Source organism: Vogesella oryzagri (assembly GCF_040148885.1).
Classification (GTDB): domain Bacteria; phylum Pseudomonadota; class Gammaproteobacteria; order Burkholderiales; family Chromobacteriaceae; genus Vogesella; species Vogesella oryzagri.
The window spans coordinates 415,893-429,898 of record NZ_JBEFLD010000002.1 but is presented as its reverse complement, the minus strand read 5'-3'; the positions used below and the strand labels follow the sequence as shown (position 1 = coordinate 429,898).

The 14,006-nt window shown below is 68.4% G+C and carries 13 protein-coding genes; 5 read left to right on the top strand and 8 right to left on the bottom strand.

Translation table 11 applies throughout. From position 1 onward, the window contains the following. The first annotated feature begins 150 nt into the window (after positions 1–150). The 3 genes from ABNW52_RS04765 (at position 151) to ABNW52_RS04755 (ending at position 5,864) form a co-directional block, all read left to right on the top strand. Positions 151–4,263, top strand: coding sequence for a DEAD/DEAH box helicase (locus ABNW52_RS04765; RefSeq protein WP_349584731.1), 4,113 nt, complete (start codon positions 151–153; stop codon positions 4,261–4,263). A gap of 133 nt (positions 4,264–4,396) precedes the next feature. Further along, a complete protein-coding gene (locus tag ABNW52_RS04760; RefSeq protein WP_349584728.1) occupies positions 4,397–4,942 on the top strand; it encodes a cytochrome b in 546 nt (181 codons plus the stop codon). A gap of 79 nt (positions 4,943–5,021) precedes the next feature. Next, entirely contained in the window at positions 5,022–5,864 is an 843-nt protein-coding gene (locus tag ABNW52_RS04755; protein WP_349584725.1) for a GNAT family N-acetyltransferase, read from the top strand. Positions 5,865–5,900: 36 nt separating this feature from the next. Here ABNW52_RS04755 and ABNW52_RS04750 read toward each other — a convergent pair whose 3' ends face one another. Both ABNW52_RS04750 and ABNW52_RS04745 read right to left on the bottom strand, forming a co-directional pair. Then, positions 5,901–6,383 (bottom strand): nuclear transport factor 2 family protein, encoded by a 483-nt coding sequence (locus ABNW52_RS04750; protein WP_349584723.1) that lies wholly within the window; start codon positions 6,381–6,383, stop codon positions 5,901–5,903. 59 nt (positions 6,384–6,442) lie between these two features. After that, positions 6,443–6,997 (bottom strand): carboxymuconolactone decarboxylase family protein, encoded by a 555-nt coding sequence (locus tag ABNW52_RS04745; RefSeq protein WP_349584720.1) that lies wholly within the window; start codon positions 6,995–6,997, stop codon positions 6,443–6,445. 137 nt (positions 6,998–7,134) lie between these two features. Here ABNW52_RS04745 and ABNW52_RS04740 point away from each other — a divergent pair, with 137 nt between their 5' ends. Next, a complete protein-coding gene (locus tag ABNW52_RS04740) occupies positions 7,135–8,034 on the top strand; it encodes a LysR family transcriptional regulator (RefSeq protein WP_349584717.1) in 900 nt (299 codons plus the stop codon). Positions 8,035–8,091: 57 nt separating this feature from the next. Here ABNW52_RS04740 and ABNW52_RS04735 read toward each other — a convergent pair whose 3' ends face one another. The 6 genes from ABNW52_RS04735 to ABNW52_RS04710 all read right to left on the bottom strand — a co-directional run bounded on the left by ABNW52_RS04735 (position 8,092) and on the right by ABNW52_RS04710 (position 11,897). Beyond that, on the bottom strand, positions 8,092–9,033 hold the full coding sequence (locus tag ABNW52_RS04735) for a pyridoxamine 5'-phosphate oxidase family protein (RefSeq protein ID WP_349584714.1): 942 nt from the start codon (positions 9,031–9,033) through the stop codon (positions 8,092–8,094). A gap of 19 nt (positions 9,034–9,052) precedes the next feature. Then, positions 9,053–9,685 carry a glutathione S-transferase family protein gene (locus ABNW52_RS04730; RefSeq protein ID WP_349584711.1) on the bottom strand — a complete coding sequence of 211 codons (633 nt, stop codon included), beginning with the start codon at positions 9,683–9,685 and terminating at the stop codon, positions 9,053–9,055. Positions 9,686–9,887: 202 nt separating this feature from the next. Continuing rightward, positions 9,888–10,295, bottom strand: a complete 408-nt coding sequence (locus tag ABNW52_RS04725; RefSeq protein ID WP_349584708.1) for a VOC family protein — start codon at positions 10,293–10,295, stop codon at positions 9,888–9,890. A gap of 72 nt (positions 10,296–10,367) precedes the next feature. Further along, a complete protein-coding gene (locus ABNW52_RS04720) occupies positions 10,368–11,081 on the bottom strand; it encodes a helix-turn-helix transcriptional regulator (protein WP_349584705.1) in 714 nt (237 codons plus the stop codon). 4 nt (positions 11,082–11,085) lie between these two features. Continuing rightward, positions 11,086–11,532 (bottom strand): EVE domain-containing protein, encoded by a 447-nt coding sequence (locus ABNW52_RS04715; protein WP_349584702.1) that lies wholly within the window; start codon positions 11,530–11,532, stop codon positions 11,086–11,088. Further along, entirely contained in the window at positions 11,529–11,897 is a 369-nt protein-coding gene (locus ABNW52_RS04710; RefSeq protein WP_349584699.1) for a VOC family protein, read from the bottom strand. The genes ABNW52_RS04715 and ABNW52_RS04710 overlap by 4 nt, the downstream gene beginning before the upstream one ends. Before the next feature lie 375 nt (positions 11,898–12,272). Between ABNW52_RS04710 and ABNW52_RS04705 the strand changes: the two genes are divergently transcribed. Then, positions 12,273–13,985 (top strand): GGDEF domain-containing protein, encoded by a 1,713-nt coding sequence (locus tag ABNW52_RS04705; protein ID WP_349584696.1) that lies wholly within the window; start codon positions 12,273–12,275, stop codon positions 13,983–13,985. The last annotated feature ends 21 nt before the right edge of the window (positions 13,986–14,006 follow it).

Genomic DNA, 14,006 nt, shown 5'->3' with positions numbered 1-14,006 from the left:
CGGCTGCAACCCCCTGCCGTGGCAACCCGGCCGGGGGTTTTTCTTTGGCCGCCGATGGCCGCCGGCGCCGCCTTGCCGTAAACTTTCAGGTTCGTTTTTTAAAACTGCAGCGCGAAGCTTGCTGCGGCCAACCTGATTGCCTGTGCCTACATGACCACGCCCGATTCCCTGCATTACCTGGACCAGCTGCCCGCCCATCACCTGGCGGTGCTGCGAGCGCTGGCGCTGCTGCCCAACGGCGAAAACAAGCCCAACCTGCTGATGCTGCTGAGCCTGAACCTGATCCGCGATGCGCACGGCAAGGCGCTCAACAACGACACGCTGGGCGCGGTGCTGGGCGATCTGGAGCATCGCGACGCCATCGTGCGCACCACCGGCCTGCCGTACCGGGTGGCGCCGCAGGCGCGCAACGCGGTGCTGCTGCAGCTCATGGACGAGCAGGCGGAGCTGGCAGCGTGGGGCGAGCTGCTGTGCGACCACATTCCGCTGCCGCGCGGCGCGCCCAGCGCACCGGCGGTGCAGCTGCGGCTGTGGCTGGCGATTCTGCAGGGCCGCGCCGAGCCCACCGCCGAGTGGCTGGCGCTGTACCAGCAGCTGATGCAGAACGGCAGCGGCGCGCAGCCGCAGCCGCCGTTCAAGCGCCTGTTCCACACCGCCGCCGGCCGCGCGCTGTTCGACCGCCTGGACGACGACATCCAGGTACAGCTGCTGATGGACTACCTGCCGGATGCCAACTGGCGGCTGGACCACTTTGCCGACGGCTACCGCTATGCGGTGGCGCGGCTGGAAGACGGCTACCGCGACTGGGACGACCTGACCGGCCAGCTGTTGCAGCAGGCGCTGTGGCGCGCCGATTTCGACCAGGTGACCCAGGCCGGCGCCGAGGGCGATGGTCTGCCGGTGGCGCGGCGCTTCTTCCTGCCGGTGATGCAGGGCCGCTATGCCGAGGCGCTGGAAGTGGTGGCCGACTGGCTGGCGGACATCCGCCGCGAAACCAAGAAGCGCACGCTGGATCTGCCGGCGGTGCTGAACGCGTTTTACTGCCTGGCACTGATCGGCAGCCGCGACGACAAGCGCCAGGCCGAGCTGAAGCAGGCAATTGCCGCCGGCGTGCGCCAGCGCCATGGCCACTGCTACTACGTGCTGCAGCATCTGCTCACGGTGCAGGAAGGTGCGGCGGTGGCCGCCAGCGTGCAGCTGCCGGATGCCTCGGTACTGAACGGTTTTGACGGCCTGTTGCTGGCGCTGGCCGCCTACTGGCTGGACGTGAAACAGGCGCGCACGCCGGCATGGCAGGTGGCGCTGACTGCGTTTGGCCAGCAGTTGCAGGACGAAGGCTATGCCTGGGCGGCGCAGGAAGTGGCGGCGCTGTTGCAGCGCCAGTTCGGCGTGGCGCGCGAGCAGCCGGACTGGCACGCCGGCCGCCAGCTGACGCCGCTGGTGGACATCTATCGCCGCCAGGAAGCCTGGCAGCACGCACTCAACGCGCTCAAGATGCTGGGCGCCGGCAAGGAGACCCCACTCACCGTGGACAGCAAGGATACCCGTCTGGCCTGGTTCATCACCGTGGCCCCGCATGGCGTGCTGATGGAGCCGCGCGAACAGAAACTGGGCGCGCGCGGGCAATGGAGCCGCGGCCGCGCGGTGGCGCTGCGCCGGCTGCTGGAAAGCAGCGACGAATTCGATTACCTGGCCGAGCCGGACCGCCGCATCCTGCGCCAGATCAAGTCGGCGCATGACAGCTACTACGGTGGCGGCAGCGCCTACGAGCTGGACGGCGAGAAATCGCTGCCGGCGCTGGTCGGCCACGGCGCGGTGTACTGGGCCGACGCGCCGGACGTGCGCGTGGACGTGGTGGCTGGCCAGGTCACGCTGCAGTTGACCGAGGATGCACGCGAGATCCGCGTGCGCCTCAACCCGTCCAAGATCGCCGCCGACAGCGAGGTGGTGTGGGACAAGGATACCCCCACCCGGCTGGCGGTGTACCAGGTTGGCCGCGAGGTGCGGCAGATCGCCGCCATCATCGGCCGCGAACTCACCGTGCCGCTGGCGGCCAAGGCGCAGCTGATCGATGCGGTGACCAGCGTGGCGCCGCTGGTGCCGATTCATTCCGATCTGCCGGAGCTGGCCGCCAATCTCGACACCATCGCCGCCGATAGCCGCATCTATGCCCACCTGCTGCCACTGGCGCAGGGGCTGCGGCTGCAGCTGCTGGTGCGGCCGCTGGCGGCGGCCAACTGGTGCAAGCCGGGCAGCGGCATGGAGAGCATCGTCGGCGAGGTGGACGGCCGCACGGTGCAGACCCGCCGCAACCTGGCCGCCGAGCGCGCCGCGCTGCAACATGTGCTGTCGTCCTGCCCGGCGCTGGCCGCGGCTGACAACGACGGCCAGGAATGGCAGCTGCCGGAGCCGCAGCAGGCGCTGGAAGTGCTGTCCGAACTGCAGCAGCTGGACGCCGGCGTGCTGGAGTGCGTGTGGCCGGAAGGCGAGCGGCTGCGCATCAAGTCGCGCCGCGGCCTGCCGCAGCTGCAACTGAGCGTGAAGCGCCACGGCGAGTGGTTCGTGCTCAATGGCCAGCTGAAACTGGACGACGGCCGCGTGCTGCAGCTGAAAGAGTTGCTGGAACTGGCGGCGCAGCAGCAGGGCCGCTTCATCACCCTGGGCGACGACGACTGGCTGGCGCTGACCGACAGCATGAAAAAACGGCTGGAGGAGCTGGCGCTGCTGGCCGACCACGTTGGCCGCGACGGCGTGCACTACGCCCAGTTGGCGGCACCGGTGCTGGCCGAATTGTCCGGCGAGGTGGGCGAATTCGACGCCGACGCCGCCTGGCAGCAGCAGCTGGCGCTGCTGGACACGCTGCGCGATTACCAGCCGCAGCTGCCGTCCACCTTGCAGGCCACGCTGCGCGACTACCAGCTGGAAGGCTACAACTGGATGGCGCGGCTGGCACACTGGGGCGTCGGCGCCTGCCTCGCCGACGACATGGGCCTGGGCAAGACGGTGCAGACGCTGGCGCTGTTGCTGGCGCGCGCCCCCGGCGGCCCGCAGCTGGTGGTGGCGCCGACCTCGGTGGCGCTGAACTGGCTGTCGGAGGCCGCCCGCTTCGCCCCCACCCTGCGCGTGCGGCCGTATCACCAGTTCCGCTCGCTGGTGGAGCTGGGGCCGTTCGACCTGGTGGTGGTGAGCTACGGCCTGCTGCAGCTGGATGCCGACGCCTTTGCCGCGGTGCCGTGGCAATCGGTGGTGCTGGACGAGGCGCAGGCGATCAAGAACGCCGGCACCAAGCGCTCGCAGGCGGTGATGGCGCTGAACGCCGGCTTCCGCCTGGCGGCCTCCGGCACCCCGATTGAAAACCACCTGGGCGAGCTGTGGAATCTGTTCCGCTTCCTCAACCCCGGCCTGTTGGGCAGCCAGGAGCGCTTCCAGCAGCGCTTTGCCGGCCCGGTGGAGCGAGGCGACAAGAACGCGCGGCTGGCGCTGAAGGCGCTGATCCAGCCCTTCATCCTGCGCCGTACCAAGAGCCAGGTGCTGCACGAGCTGCCGCCGCGCACCGAGATCACCCGCAAAGTGCCGCTGTCGGCGGAAGAGCTGCACCTGTACGAGGCCATGCGCCAGCAGGCGGTGGACAAGCTGGACCAGCTGCAGGGCACCGACGGCAAGCAGATGCAGGTGCTGGCGGAGATCACCAAGCTGCGCCGCTTCTGCTGCCACCCGCAGCTGGTGCTGCCGGACAGTGTCATTGCCGGCAGCAAGTTGGCCGCCTTCAGCGAGATCGCCGAGGAGCTGGTAGAAAACGGCCACAAGGCGCTGGTGTTCAGCCAGTTCGTCGATCACCTCAAGCTGGTGCGGCAGTGGCTGGATGAACAGGGCATCGCCTACCAGTACCTGGATGGCAGCACCCCGGCGCGCGAACGCAAGGCGCGGGTGGATGCCTTCCAGCGTGGCGAGGGCGACATCTTCCTGATCAGCCTGAAGGCCGGCGGCACCGGTCTCAACCTTACTGCCGCCGATTACGTGATCCACCTCGACCCGTGGTGGAACCCGGCGGTGGAAGACCAGGCCTCCGACCGCGCTTACCGCATGGGGCAGCAGCGGCCGGTGACCATCTACCGGCTGGTGGCCGAGCACACCATCGAGGAGCAGATCGTGGCGCTGCACGGTGTGAAGCGCGATCTGGCCGACAGCCTGCTGGAAGGCGGCGACGCCAGCGCCAAGCTGGATACCGAGGCGCTGCTGGCGCTGCTGAAGGGCGAACTGTAAGCCGCCGCCTGCGGCCAACCTTGACGCCCGCCCCGGCCTGCCGCGGCGGGCGTTGTGCTGTGGCTGGCCGCGCTAAGGCGCGGTTAAGCCGGGCGGGCTAGGCTTATAGCCTACCCTTTGCCGGAGCCGCAGCATGCTACGCAATACCCGCCACAGTTATGGTGTGTTGGCGCGCGTCTTTCACTGGCTGTCTGCTATAGCCGTCGTGGGTGCGCTGATCTGCATCGAGATCAACGATTTCTTTCCGCGCGGCTCGACCGAGCGCCTGCAGCTGCTGCTATGGCATATCGACGCCGGCCTGCTGACCGCGCTGCTGCTGGTGCCGCGCCTGTTGTGGCGGCTGGGTAACCGCCCGCCGGACGTCACCCCGCCGCCGCCGCCGTTATTCCAGCTGCTGGCTCGTGCCGGCCACTGGGCGCTGTATGGCCTGATGCTGGCGCTGCCGCTGTTCGGGGTGCTGGCGTTGCAGGCGGCCGGCAAGCCGGTGGCGCTGTTTGGCAGTGCGCTGCCGGTGCTGCTGTCGTCACGGCCGGGGCTGGGCCATGTGCTGAAGGAGGTCCACGAGCTGCTGGGCAACCTGATGCTGGTGGCGCTGACCGTGCATGTGGCTGCCAGCGTTTGGCATCACCGCTTTTTGCGCGACGACACCCTCACCCGGCTGATCGGCCCGCTGCGCTAGGCCGCAGCTGTCCCAACGGCGGGCTGTGCTCGGCGCGGCGCGTTTCTAGAATGGCGCGGTATCCCACAGGAGCCGCGCCATGTCCGCTTTCCGCCTTGTCCCCGCCAATATCCTGCCGCCGGCGCAGCTGCATGCCGCGTTTCGCGATGCGTTTGCCGATTACCTGCTGCCGTTGGCGCTGACGCTGGCGCAGTGGCCGGCCTTCCTGGCGCGGCAGGCGGCGGTGCTGTCCCTCAGTCGGGTGGCCTTGCGCGGCGACGATATTCTGGCGTTTGCACTGGTGGCGCCGCGCGGCCAACGTTGGCGGCTGGCCGGCATGGGGGCGGTGCCGCAGGCGCGTGGTAGCGGCGCGGCGCCGGCGCTGCTGGACGAGCTGATCACCCGCGCTGGCGCCCACGGCCTGCAGGCGCTGGAACTGGAAGTGTTCGCGCAGAACGCGCGCGCCTTGCGGCTGTACCGCAGCCGTGGCTTTGGCGAACTGGCGCCGCTGCATGGCTACACGCTGGCGGCAACGGCACCGGCCCCGGCGGCGGGGCTTGCGCCGCCACACGTTGGCCGCGAGGCGGCACTGGCGTGGCTGGACGATGCCGAACTGCAGCGCGACGACCTGCCGCTGCAGGTCACCGCGCCGGTGTTGGCGGTATCGCCGCTGCCGTGGCAGGCGTGGCAGCACGGTGCGGCGCAGCTGGTGTTTTCGCTGTCGGATGAGGGCGTGCTGATCCACAGCCTGGTCGATCGCCAGCTGGCGCAGCACGATGCGCAGCATTTGCTGCAGGCCTTGCGCGCCGCGCAGCCCGGCGTGCCGTGGCGCGTGCCGCAGCTGCAACGGCCGGATGCCGGCGGCGAGGCACTGCTGGCGGCCGGCTGCCAGCGCGATGAGTTGTTCCAGTACCTGATGCGGCGGCCGTTGCCTGCCGGCTGATGCCGCGTGTCAACTCGGCACTGGCCGCACCGTCCGTCACAGCCCCAGCGCGGTCAGCCCCGGATGATCGTCCGGGCGGCGGCCCTGCGGCCAGCGAAACAGCCGCTCCTCCTCGCGGATCGGCAGATCGTTGATGCTGGCGTGGCGCACTGCCATCAGGCCGTTTGCATCGAATTCCCAGTTCTCGTTGCCGTAGGAGCGGAACCACTGCCCCTGCGCGTCGTGCCATTCATAGGCAAAGCGCACCGCAATGCGCTGCTCGCCGTATGCCCAGATTTCCTTGATCAGGCGATATTCCTGTTCCCGCTGCCATTTCCGGGTCAGGAAGGCCTCGATCTGTGCCCGGCCGGCCAGAAACTCGTTGCGATTGCGCCAGCGGCTGTCCGGGGTATACGCCAGTGCCACTTGTTGCGGGTTGCGGTTGTTCCAGCCGTCTTCGGCGGCGCGCACTTTCTGGATGGCGGTTTCCAGCGTGAACGGTGGCAGCGGTGGCCGGCTTGCGGCGTGAGTGGTGGTCATGGCAGCTCCTGGAAAAGGGGCGGCGCTACCGCCGGTGGTAGCGCCGGGGAAACCTGGTTTTAAGCCGTTGCCGGCTGGCGGGCCGTCACCAGCGGGAAGTCGATGCTGGTGCGCACCACATTGTTGACATAGTTGGTCAGCACGTTCAGCGCCACCACCAGCACCAGTTCGATGGTTTCCGCCTCGTCGAAACCGGCCTCGCGCAGCGCGGCCAGCTCGGCATCGCTGACATGGCCGCGCCTGGCGGCGACCTGGTAGGCAAACTGCAGCGCGGCGGCGGCGCGGGCATCGGCACTGTGCTGGTCGCGGGCGGCGGCGATTTCGGCGGCGCTGAGCTTGGCGACATGCTGACCGAGGTAGCTGTGTGCCGACAGGCAGTAATCGCAGCCGTTGTATTCCGCCACTGCCAGGGCGATGCGTTCGCGCAGGGCCGGCGGCAGCTTGCCCTTGTTCAGCGCGCCATTCAGCGCCAGATAGCCTTCCAGCGCGGCCGGGCTGTGGCCGATGACTTTCATCAGGTTGGGCACGACGCCCAGTTGTTGTTGCACGGCGGCCAGCAGCGGCTGGCTGGCGGTATGGGCGTGTTCCACGGTCGGGATGCTGAGGCGGTTCATGGTGCAGTCCTTGGCAAGTGATGGGGGTTTGCTGCGCGCCGCAGGGTGTGGAGCGCGTGAGTTCACTTTGGCAGACCTCATGCGGCAGAAGAATAGCCATACAATGCAATTGATTGTTCCACTTGGAGAAATGAAACATGGACCGGCTGCACCTGATGACCGTGTTTGTGGCGGTGGGCGAGGCAGGCAGTTTTGCCGGCGCCGCCCGCCGGCTGGGCATGTCGCCACCGGCGGTGACGCGTGCCATTGCCAGCCTGGAGGCGCGGCTGGGGGTCAAGCTGCTGCAGCGCACCACCCGTTATGTGCGGGTGACGGATGCCGGGCAACGCTATCTGGATGATGCGCGGCGGATAGTGGCGGAGGTGGACGAAGCGGACGAGGCGGTGGCCGGCATCAACGCCGCACCGCGCGGCCAACTTACCGTTACCGCGCCGGTGCTGTTCGGCAAGCTGTACGTGATGCCGGGCATCGTGGCCTATCTGCAGCGCTACCCGCAGGTGGCGGTGTCGGCGCTGTTTCTCGACCGGGTGGTGAACATGCTGGAAGAAGGCGTGGATGTGGCGGTGCGCATCGGCCCGCTGCCGGATTCCAGCCTGCGTGCGATCAAGGTCGGGGAAGTGCGGCGGGTGCTGTGTGCGGCACCGGACTACCTGGCGGCGCATGGCGTGCCGGCGCAGCCTGCCGATCTGCAGGCGCACACCACCATTGCCGCCACCAGCGTGTCGCCTACCGTGGAGTGGAAGTTCGGGCCGGCGGGCGACACGGAGGCGGTGCGGCTGCAGCCACGGCTGCTGGTCACCAGCAACGACAGCGCCATCGAGGCGGCCAAGGCCGGCCTGGGCATTACCCGGCTGCTGTCCTATCAGGTCGCCGGGCAACTGGAATCCGGTGCGCTGCAGATCGTGCTGCCGGCGTACGAAAGCGCCCCGCTACCGATCCATATCGTGCATCGGGAAAGCAAATATGGCTCGGCCAAGGTGCGCAGTTTCATCGACCTGATGGTGGCGCGGCTGCGGGCCGACAAGCACCTGGGCTGAGCCGCCCGGCCGCCGTTAGTCGCGGCGCCGGTGCGGGCTCGGCCGCGCCGCGGCTTGTTACCAGGTGCCGGTGTGTTGCAGGCTGGGCGACAGCTGGGGGGGCAGGCCGCGCAGGGCCAGCGCGCCGCGCCGCCGCCACATCTGTTCGACAGTGAAGTGCCAGGCGCGCTCGCAGCCCGCGAACGCGGCAATACGTTCGTCGTGCCAGATGATCTCGGTGCGGCCGGTCAGCTGCAGCAGGTCGCCGTTGGCAAAATCGATGAACAGCAGCCCGGCTCTGGGGTTGAGCAGCAGGTTGCCGAGGGTATTGAAAAAGCGGTTGCCGGAAAAATCCGGAATCGTCAGGCGATTGCCGTCGACCCGGACAAAGCCCGGCTTGCCGCCGCGATGCGACACATCGACCGATGCGGCCGGCTGGCTGGCATCGCCGGGAAAGCTGCTGGCGACAAACAGCGTGTCCGCGCTGGCAATCAGCTGCCGCGCGGCGACATCCAGCGCGCCGTGTTGTTCGGCCGGCGCCGCAGGCCCGGCCGGCCGTGGGACAACGCAGACATCACGCTGCTGGATGTACTTCGGGCAATTGCCGAACGATTGCTCGACGGCCACCGTCAGGCCCGCGCCCGTGCAGGCCTGGAGGCGGCCGTTCATGCGGTTGCGGCGGCGGGTTGGCAGCTCGATGCCCAGCAAGCCGACCGGGGCGCCGGGTGACAGGCAGGTGTGCAGCGGGTCATCGCGGCCAGGCTGGGCGGCAATCGTCAGCAGGCGGGGATCGGGGGACTGCACAAAGCCGGGCGCCCCTTCCAGCACCCCGGCCCACGGCCAGCCGGCGGCATCCACTGCTCCGAGCAGCAGGAACGGCAGCTGGGCATAGAACTGCCGGTGCTGCTCGGGCATGTAGTCGCGAATCACGCGTTGGCCGACGGCTGCCATCTGGCTGGAGACGCCCAGCCGTTGCTGCAGCAGCTGTTCGCCACGGTGCCAGGGTGAGGTGCTGTGCATGGTGCTTCCCTCGCGGTGGTTACGCTCTGCCGGCCAGCGCCACGGCGCTTTGCTGCATGCCGACAAAACCGGGCAAGGCCTCGATGCGCGCCAGCCAGGCGCGCAGGTGCGGATAGGCGGCCAGCGAGACATTGCCTTCCGGCGCATGCGCGGTATAGGTGTAGTTGGCGATGTCGGCAATGCTGGGCTGGTCGCCGGTGAGGAACGGGCGGCGCGAGAGTTCCGCCTCCATCACCGCGAACAGTTTGTGGGCGCGCGGGATGACTTCTTCGGCATGCAAGCCTGCACCAAACACCGTGATTAGCCGCGCCGCCGCTGGGCCGAAGGCCAGCGGGCCGGCGGCCACCGACAGCCAGCGCTGCACCGCGGCTTCGCCCACCGCATCGCTCGGCAACCAGTCACCATTGCCGTAGCGGCGCGCCAGGTACACCAGGATGGCGTTGGAGTCGGCAATGATGCTGCCGTTGTCGTCGATGACCGGCACCTGGCCGAACACGTTCAGCTTGAGGAAATCGGTCTGCTTGTGTGCGCCGCTGCGCAGATCCACCTCAATCAACTCGGTGGGCACCTTGAGCAAGGCCAGCGCCAGCCGCACGCGATGGGCGTGGCCGGACAGCGGGAAGGTATACAGTTTGACGGGCAGACGAGCCATGTTGATCTCCGGAACAGTGGCGCATCACGACGGGATGCGGATGGCGGCACTGTGCGCCACCCAGGCGGAGAACAGAATGACCGCGGCGGGTAATTGATTATTGCCAGCAGCGGAATAGTACGGCGGCGAAGGCCGCGGCAAAGCGCCTACCGCCGTAGCCGGCACGTTGGCCGCAGCGTGCCTGCACGGCAGGCGGTGGTGGTTACACGTGCGGAAACTGCGGATTCCACGCCACTTCCCACAGGAAGCCGTCCGGATCGCGGAAGTAGCCGCTGCGGCCGCCCCAGAACGCGTCCTCCGCCGGCTTGACGATGTCGCCGCCACGGCTGGCGATTTCGGCCAGCAGCGCGTCCACCGCCAGCCGCTCGCGCACATTGTGCGCCAGCGAAAAGCCGGGAAACGCCGCCGGCGGACTGTCGGCCACACCGGCGTCCTTGGCCAGCTCGGCGCGTGGAAACAGCGACAGCCAGGTTTTGCCCAGTTCGAAGAAGGCCACGCCGGCGCCCTCCGGCATCGCTATCTGCGGCAGCGCCAGCACGTCGCGGTAAAACGCGGTGGCGCGCGCCAGATCGGCCACGCCCAGGGTGATGAAACTCAGTCGGGCTTCCATATTCGGGCTCCTTGTGATGAGGAATGTTGCGGCCAACCTTGCGCTGCCGCGCCGCGCCGCGCCGCGCCGCGCTTAGCGCTGGTGCCAGGGCTGGCGGGTCTGCTGCTGCAATTGCTGGCGGCTGGCAGCACCTGCCCCGGCCTGTTGCAGGAAGGCATCCAGCGAGATGCCGTGCGGCCACGGTACGGTGGCCGCCTGCTGTGCGGCGATGCGATCGGTACGGAAGTGGCGGTAGTCCTGCCGCAGCAGGCACCACGCCGCCAGCGTCCAGCGCTCGCCCCAGAAGAATAGCCCCAGCGGCGCGACAGCACGCTGGCTGCTGTTGCCGGCGGCGTCGCGGTAGTGCAGTTGCAGGCATTGCTGCTGTACGCAGGCGCGGCGCAGCGCGGCCAGTACCTGCGGGGCCGGCGCCAGCAGCGGTGGCACGAACAGCGGCGACGGCGCCAGCCCGGCGCTGCCGAGCACGGCGTGGATCTTGGCCAGCGCGGCATGAGCGGCGGCGGCGGTGTCGCTGTCGGCACAGCCGGCCAGCATGCGGGCGCCCGCCTCCAGCGCCGCCAGCTCGTCGCTGCTGAAGCTCAGCGGTGGCGGCACAAAGCCGCGCTCCAGCCAGTAGCCCTCGCCGGCTTCGCCGTTGACCGGCGCGCCGCTGGCCTGCAGGTCGGCCATGTCGCGGTACACGGTGCGTGGCGAGATTTCCAGCCACTCGGCCAGCTGCGCGGCGGTGGTGCGGCGCCGGCCGCGCAGCAGTAGCAGGATCTGCAGCAGGCGATCGGCTCGGCGCATCGCATTACTCCGTCAGCATGGAAGCGGGCAGTGTCGCGCCCATCGCCTGCGCGATCAAGCCAAAATCCGCGGCGCTGATCTGCTGCTGGCCAAAGCGGAAGCTGTAGCCCCAGTGCGCCGGGTCGGCGATGCAGGCCAGTTGCGGCAGCAGCGGCCGGATGGCCGCGGCGTGGGCGGGCAGAAACTGCACGTCGCGCCGCCACGGCGTGAAGTCCGGCGCCATCGCCACCTGATATGGCTGGCGCGGCTGCACGATGCCGATGGCGGTGAAACACTGGCACGGCGTGTCGGCGCCGAACTGCTCGCGCGGCGAGTAGTACACCAGGCCGTCGCCCGGCTGCAGGCGCGCCAGCGGCGCGGCCTTGCCGTGGCACAGCTGGGCAAAGCCGCCGGCCACGCCGCGGCCAACGTGGTCGCGGCTGGCGACGCCGATCCAGTAGCGTCGGCTCATGGCTCGGTGTGCAGGCCGATGATGTTGCCGTCCGGGTCGGCAAACTGGCCGATGTCGCCGTTGCCATCCGGCAGCGCCATTTTCTCCAGCAGCACCTGGCCGCCGGCGGCGCGGGCGCGCGCCAGCACGGTGGCCACGTCCGGGCTGCCATCCAGGTAGAGGCGGCAGCCGTGGGGCGATGCCTGCAGCCGCGGGCTGGCCATCAGGCAGCCGTGGCTGCTGCCGTCCGGGCGGGTAAAGATGGCCATGCGCTCGCCCATGGCGTCCTCCAGCCGCAGTTCCACGTGGAACACCTGCTGGTAGAAGGCAACGGCGCGGTCAAAGTCGGTAACGGGGATTTCGAACCAGTGAACAAACGGCGACATGATGGGCTCCTTGAATGGGCAGGACTTCCTGCATGGCGCCAGTATCGACCGGGCCTACTGACAGCCTACTGTCAGCAGGCGGCTTAGCGGGTGGCGGCCGGTGGCATCACCGCAACAGTGTGCGGTTGACAACTGATAGTTTTACGCCCGGAAATTCTCATTATTTGATGCGCTTGCTTGAAGAATCCGCTGCTTGTTGTATGCCGGGGCAGCAAGGCGCAAAAAAACCGGCTATGACTTGTTTAGCCCCTGTTCCGCCGGCGAATTAGGCGATATAAAGCAATGCGTTATTGAAATGTAACCATTTTTTAGCGATTTGCTTACAGCTGTTTGCCAACAAAAAACATAATGCCAACACGAGTCACGGCTAAAGCCATGAATGAGCCTTCCCCGTCGGCCCCTGCCCCCAGTAGCAGCCGCACGATTTCCCTGCATCTGCGCCAGGCGCGGCGGGCACGGCTCAGCGGCGAGCATCACCTTGGCCGTCAGGCGGCCGCAGCGGCGCTGGCGCTGTGCGGCCAGCCGCGCTTTCGCCGTCAGCGCGACGAGGCGCTGCAGTTGCTGGCCTTGCATTCGCTGCGCCTGGGGCGGCTGACCGACGCCGTGCAGTACGGGCTGGAGGCGGCGTCGGGGCTGGATTTCGTCAGCCAGGCGGCGGCGCGCGCCGACGTGCTGTGCACCGTGGCCATGGCCTGCAACGAGATGGGGCTGGGCCAGGACGCGCTGAAGTACGCGCTGGAGGCGCTGGGGGCGGCGCGCATCAGTAACGAACCGGAGCTGCTGTCGTGGGCGCTGAACCGCGCTGGCATCGCCACCTTTTCCGCACTGGGCGACCTGCAACAGAGCGTCAGCCTGCTGCAGCAGGCCGAGATCCAGGCCCGGTTGGCCGCAGACGATGTCGCCTGTTTCAGCGCGCTGACCAATCTGGGAGTGACCTACCGCGCCGCCGGCCTGCAGCAGGAGCTGCTGGGCAATGGCGCCGAGGCGCGGCGGCTGTTCCTGCTGGCGCGCGCGCAGTTCATGCAGGCCGAGCAGCTGGCCGTCAGCGGCAACAACCTGCACTCGCTGGCCACCGCCTACATCAACCTGGCGGAAATCCACACCAACCTCGGCGATTTTGCCGCCGGCCAGACGGCGCTGGCGCAGACGCGCAGTCTGGCGCAGCAGGGCCATTTCACTCACATCCAGCGCAATGTCGACCTGGCCGAAGCCACCCTGCTGCATCACTCCGGCCAGCATCAGGCGGCAGCCACGGTGCTGCGCGCACTGCTGGCGCAGGCCGAGCTGCTGGAGTTCGACATGAAGGTGCTTGTGCACGAGGGCCTGTACCGGCTGTACAAGGATATTGGCGAGTTCCAGCTGGCGCTGGCCGAGCTGGAAGCGCTGCGCCGTATCGAGCAGGAGCTGGCCACCCAGCGCAGCAGCACCCAGGGTTGGGCCATCCGCAAAGAACTGGAAATCACCAGCGCGCAGTTGGCCGCCGAGCGCGAGCGGCTGCAGGCGGAGCGCGAACGGCTGCGCGCCGCCCGGCTGGAGGCGGAAAAAGCGGTGGCCGATGCGCGCATGAACGAGCTGGAACAGGCGGCGCTGGTCGATGCGCTGACCGGGGTGGGCAACCGCCGGCTGCTGGATCTGGAAGGGCCGGCACGGCTGGCGCGGCTGGGCAGCGAGGACGGCGGGCTGGCGGTGGTGGTGCTGGATCTGGATCACTTCAAGAACATCAACGACCGCTTCGGCCATGCCGTCGGCGATGAGGCGCTGAAGAAGGTCGCGCAGCTGATTACCCTGCGCACGCGCAGCAGCGATCTGGTGACGCGTTACGGCGGTGAGGAATTCGTGCTGCTGCTGGCGGACAGCGTGGTGGAAAGCGTGCTGGTGTGCTGTGAACGGCTGCGGCTGGCGATCATGGAATACAGCTGGCAGGAGGTGCACCCGCTGCTGCACGTGACCGCCAGCTTTGGCCTGCACTGGTGCGACAGCCCGCAGTCATGGGACGAGGCACTGCGCGCCGCCGACATCGCGCTGTACCGCGCCAAGCGCAATGGCCGCAACCGGCTGCAGCTGTCCAGCGACCGCGATCTGGAATGAGCCGGTGGTCAGGTTGGCCGC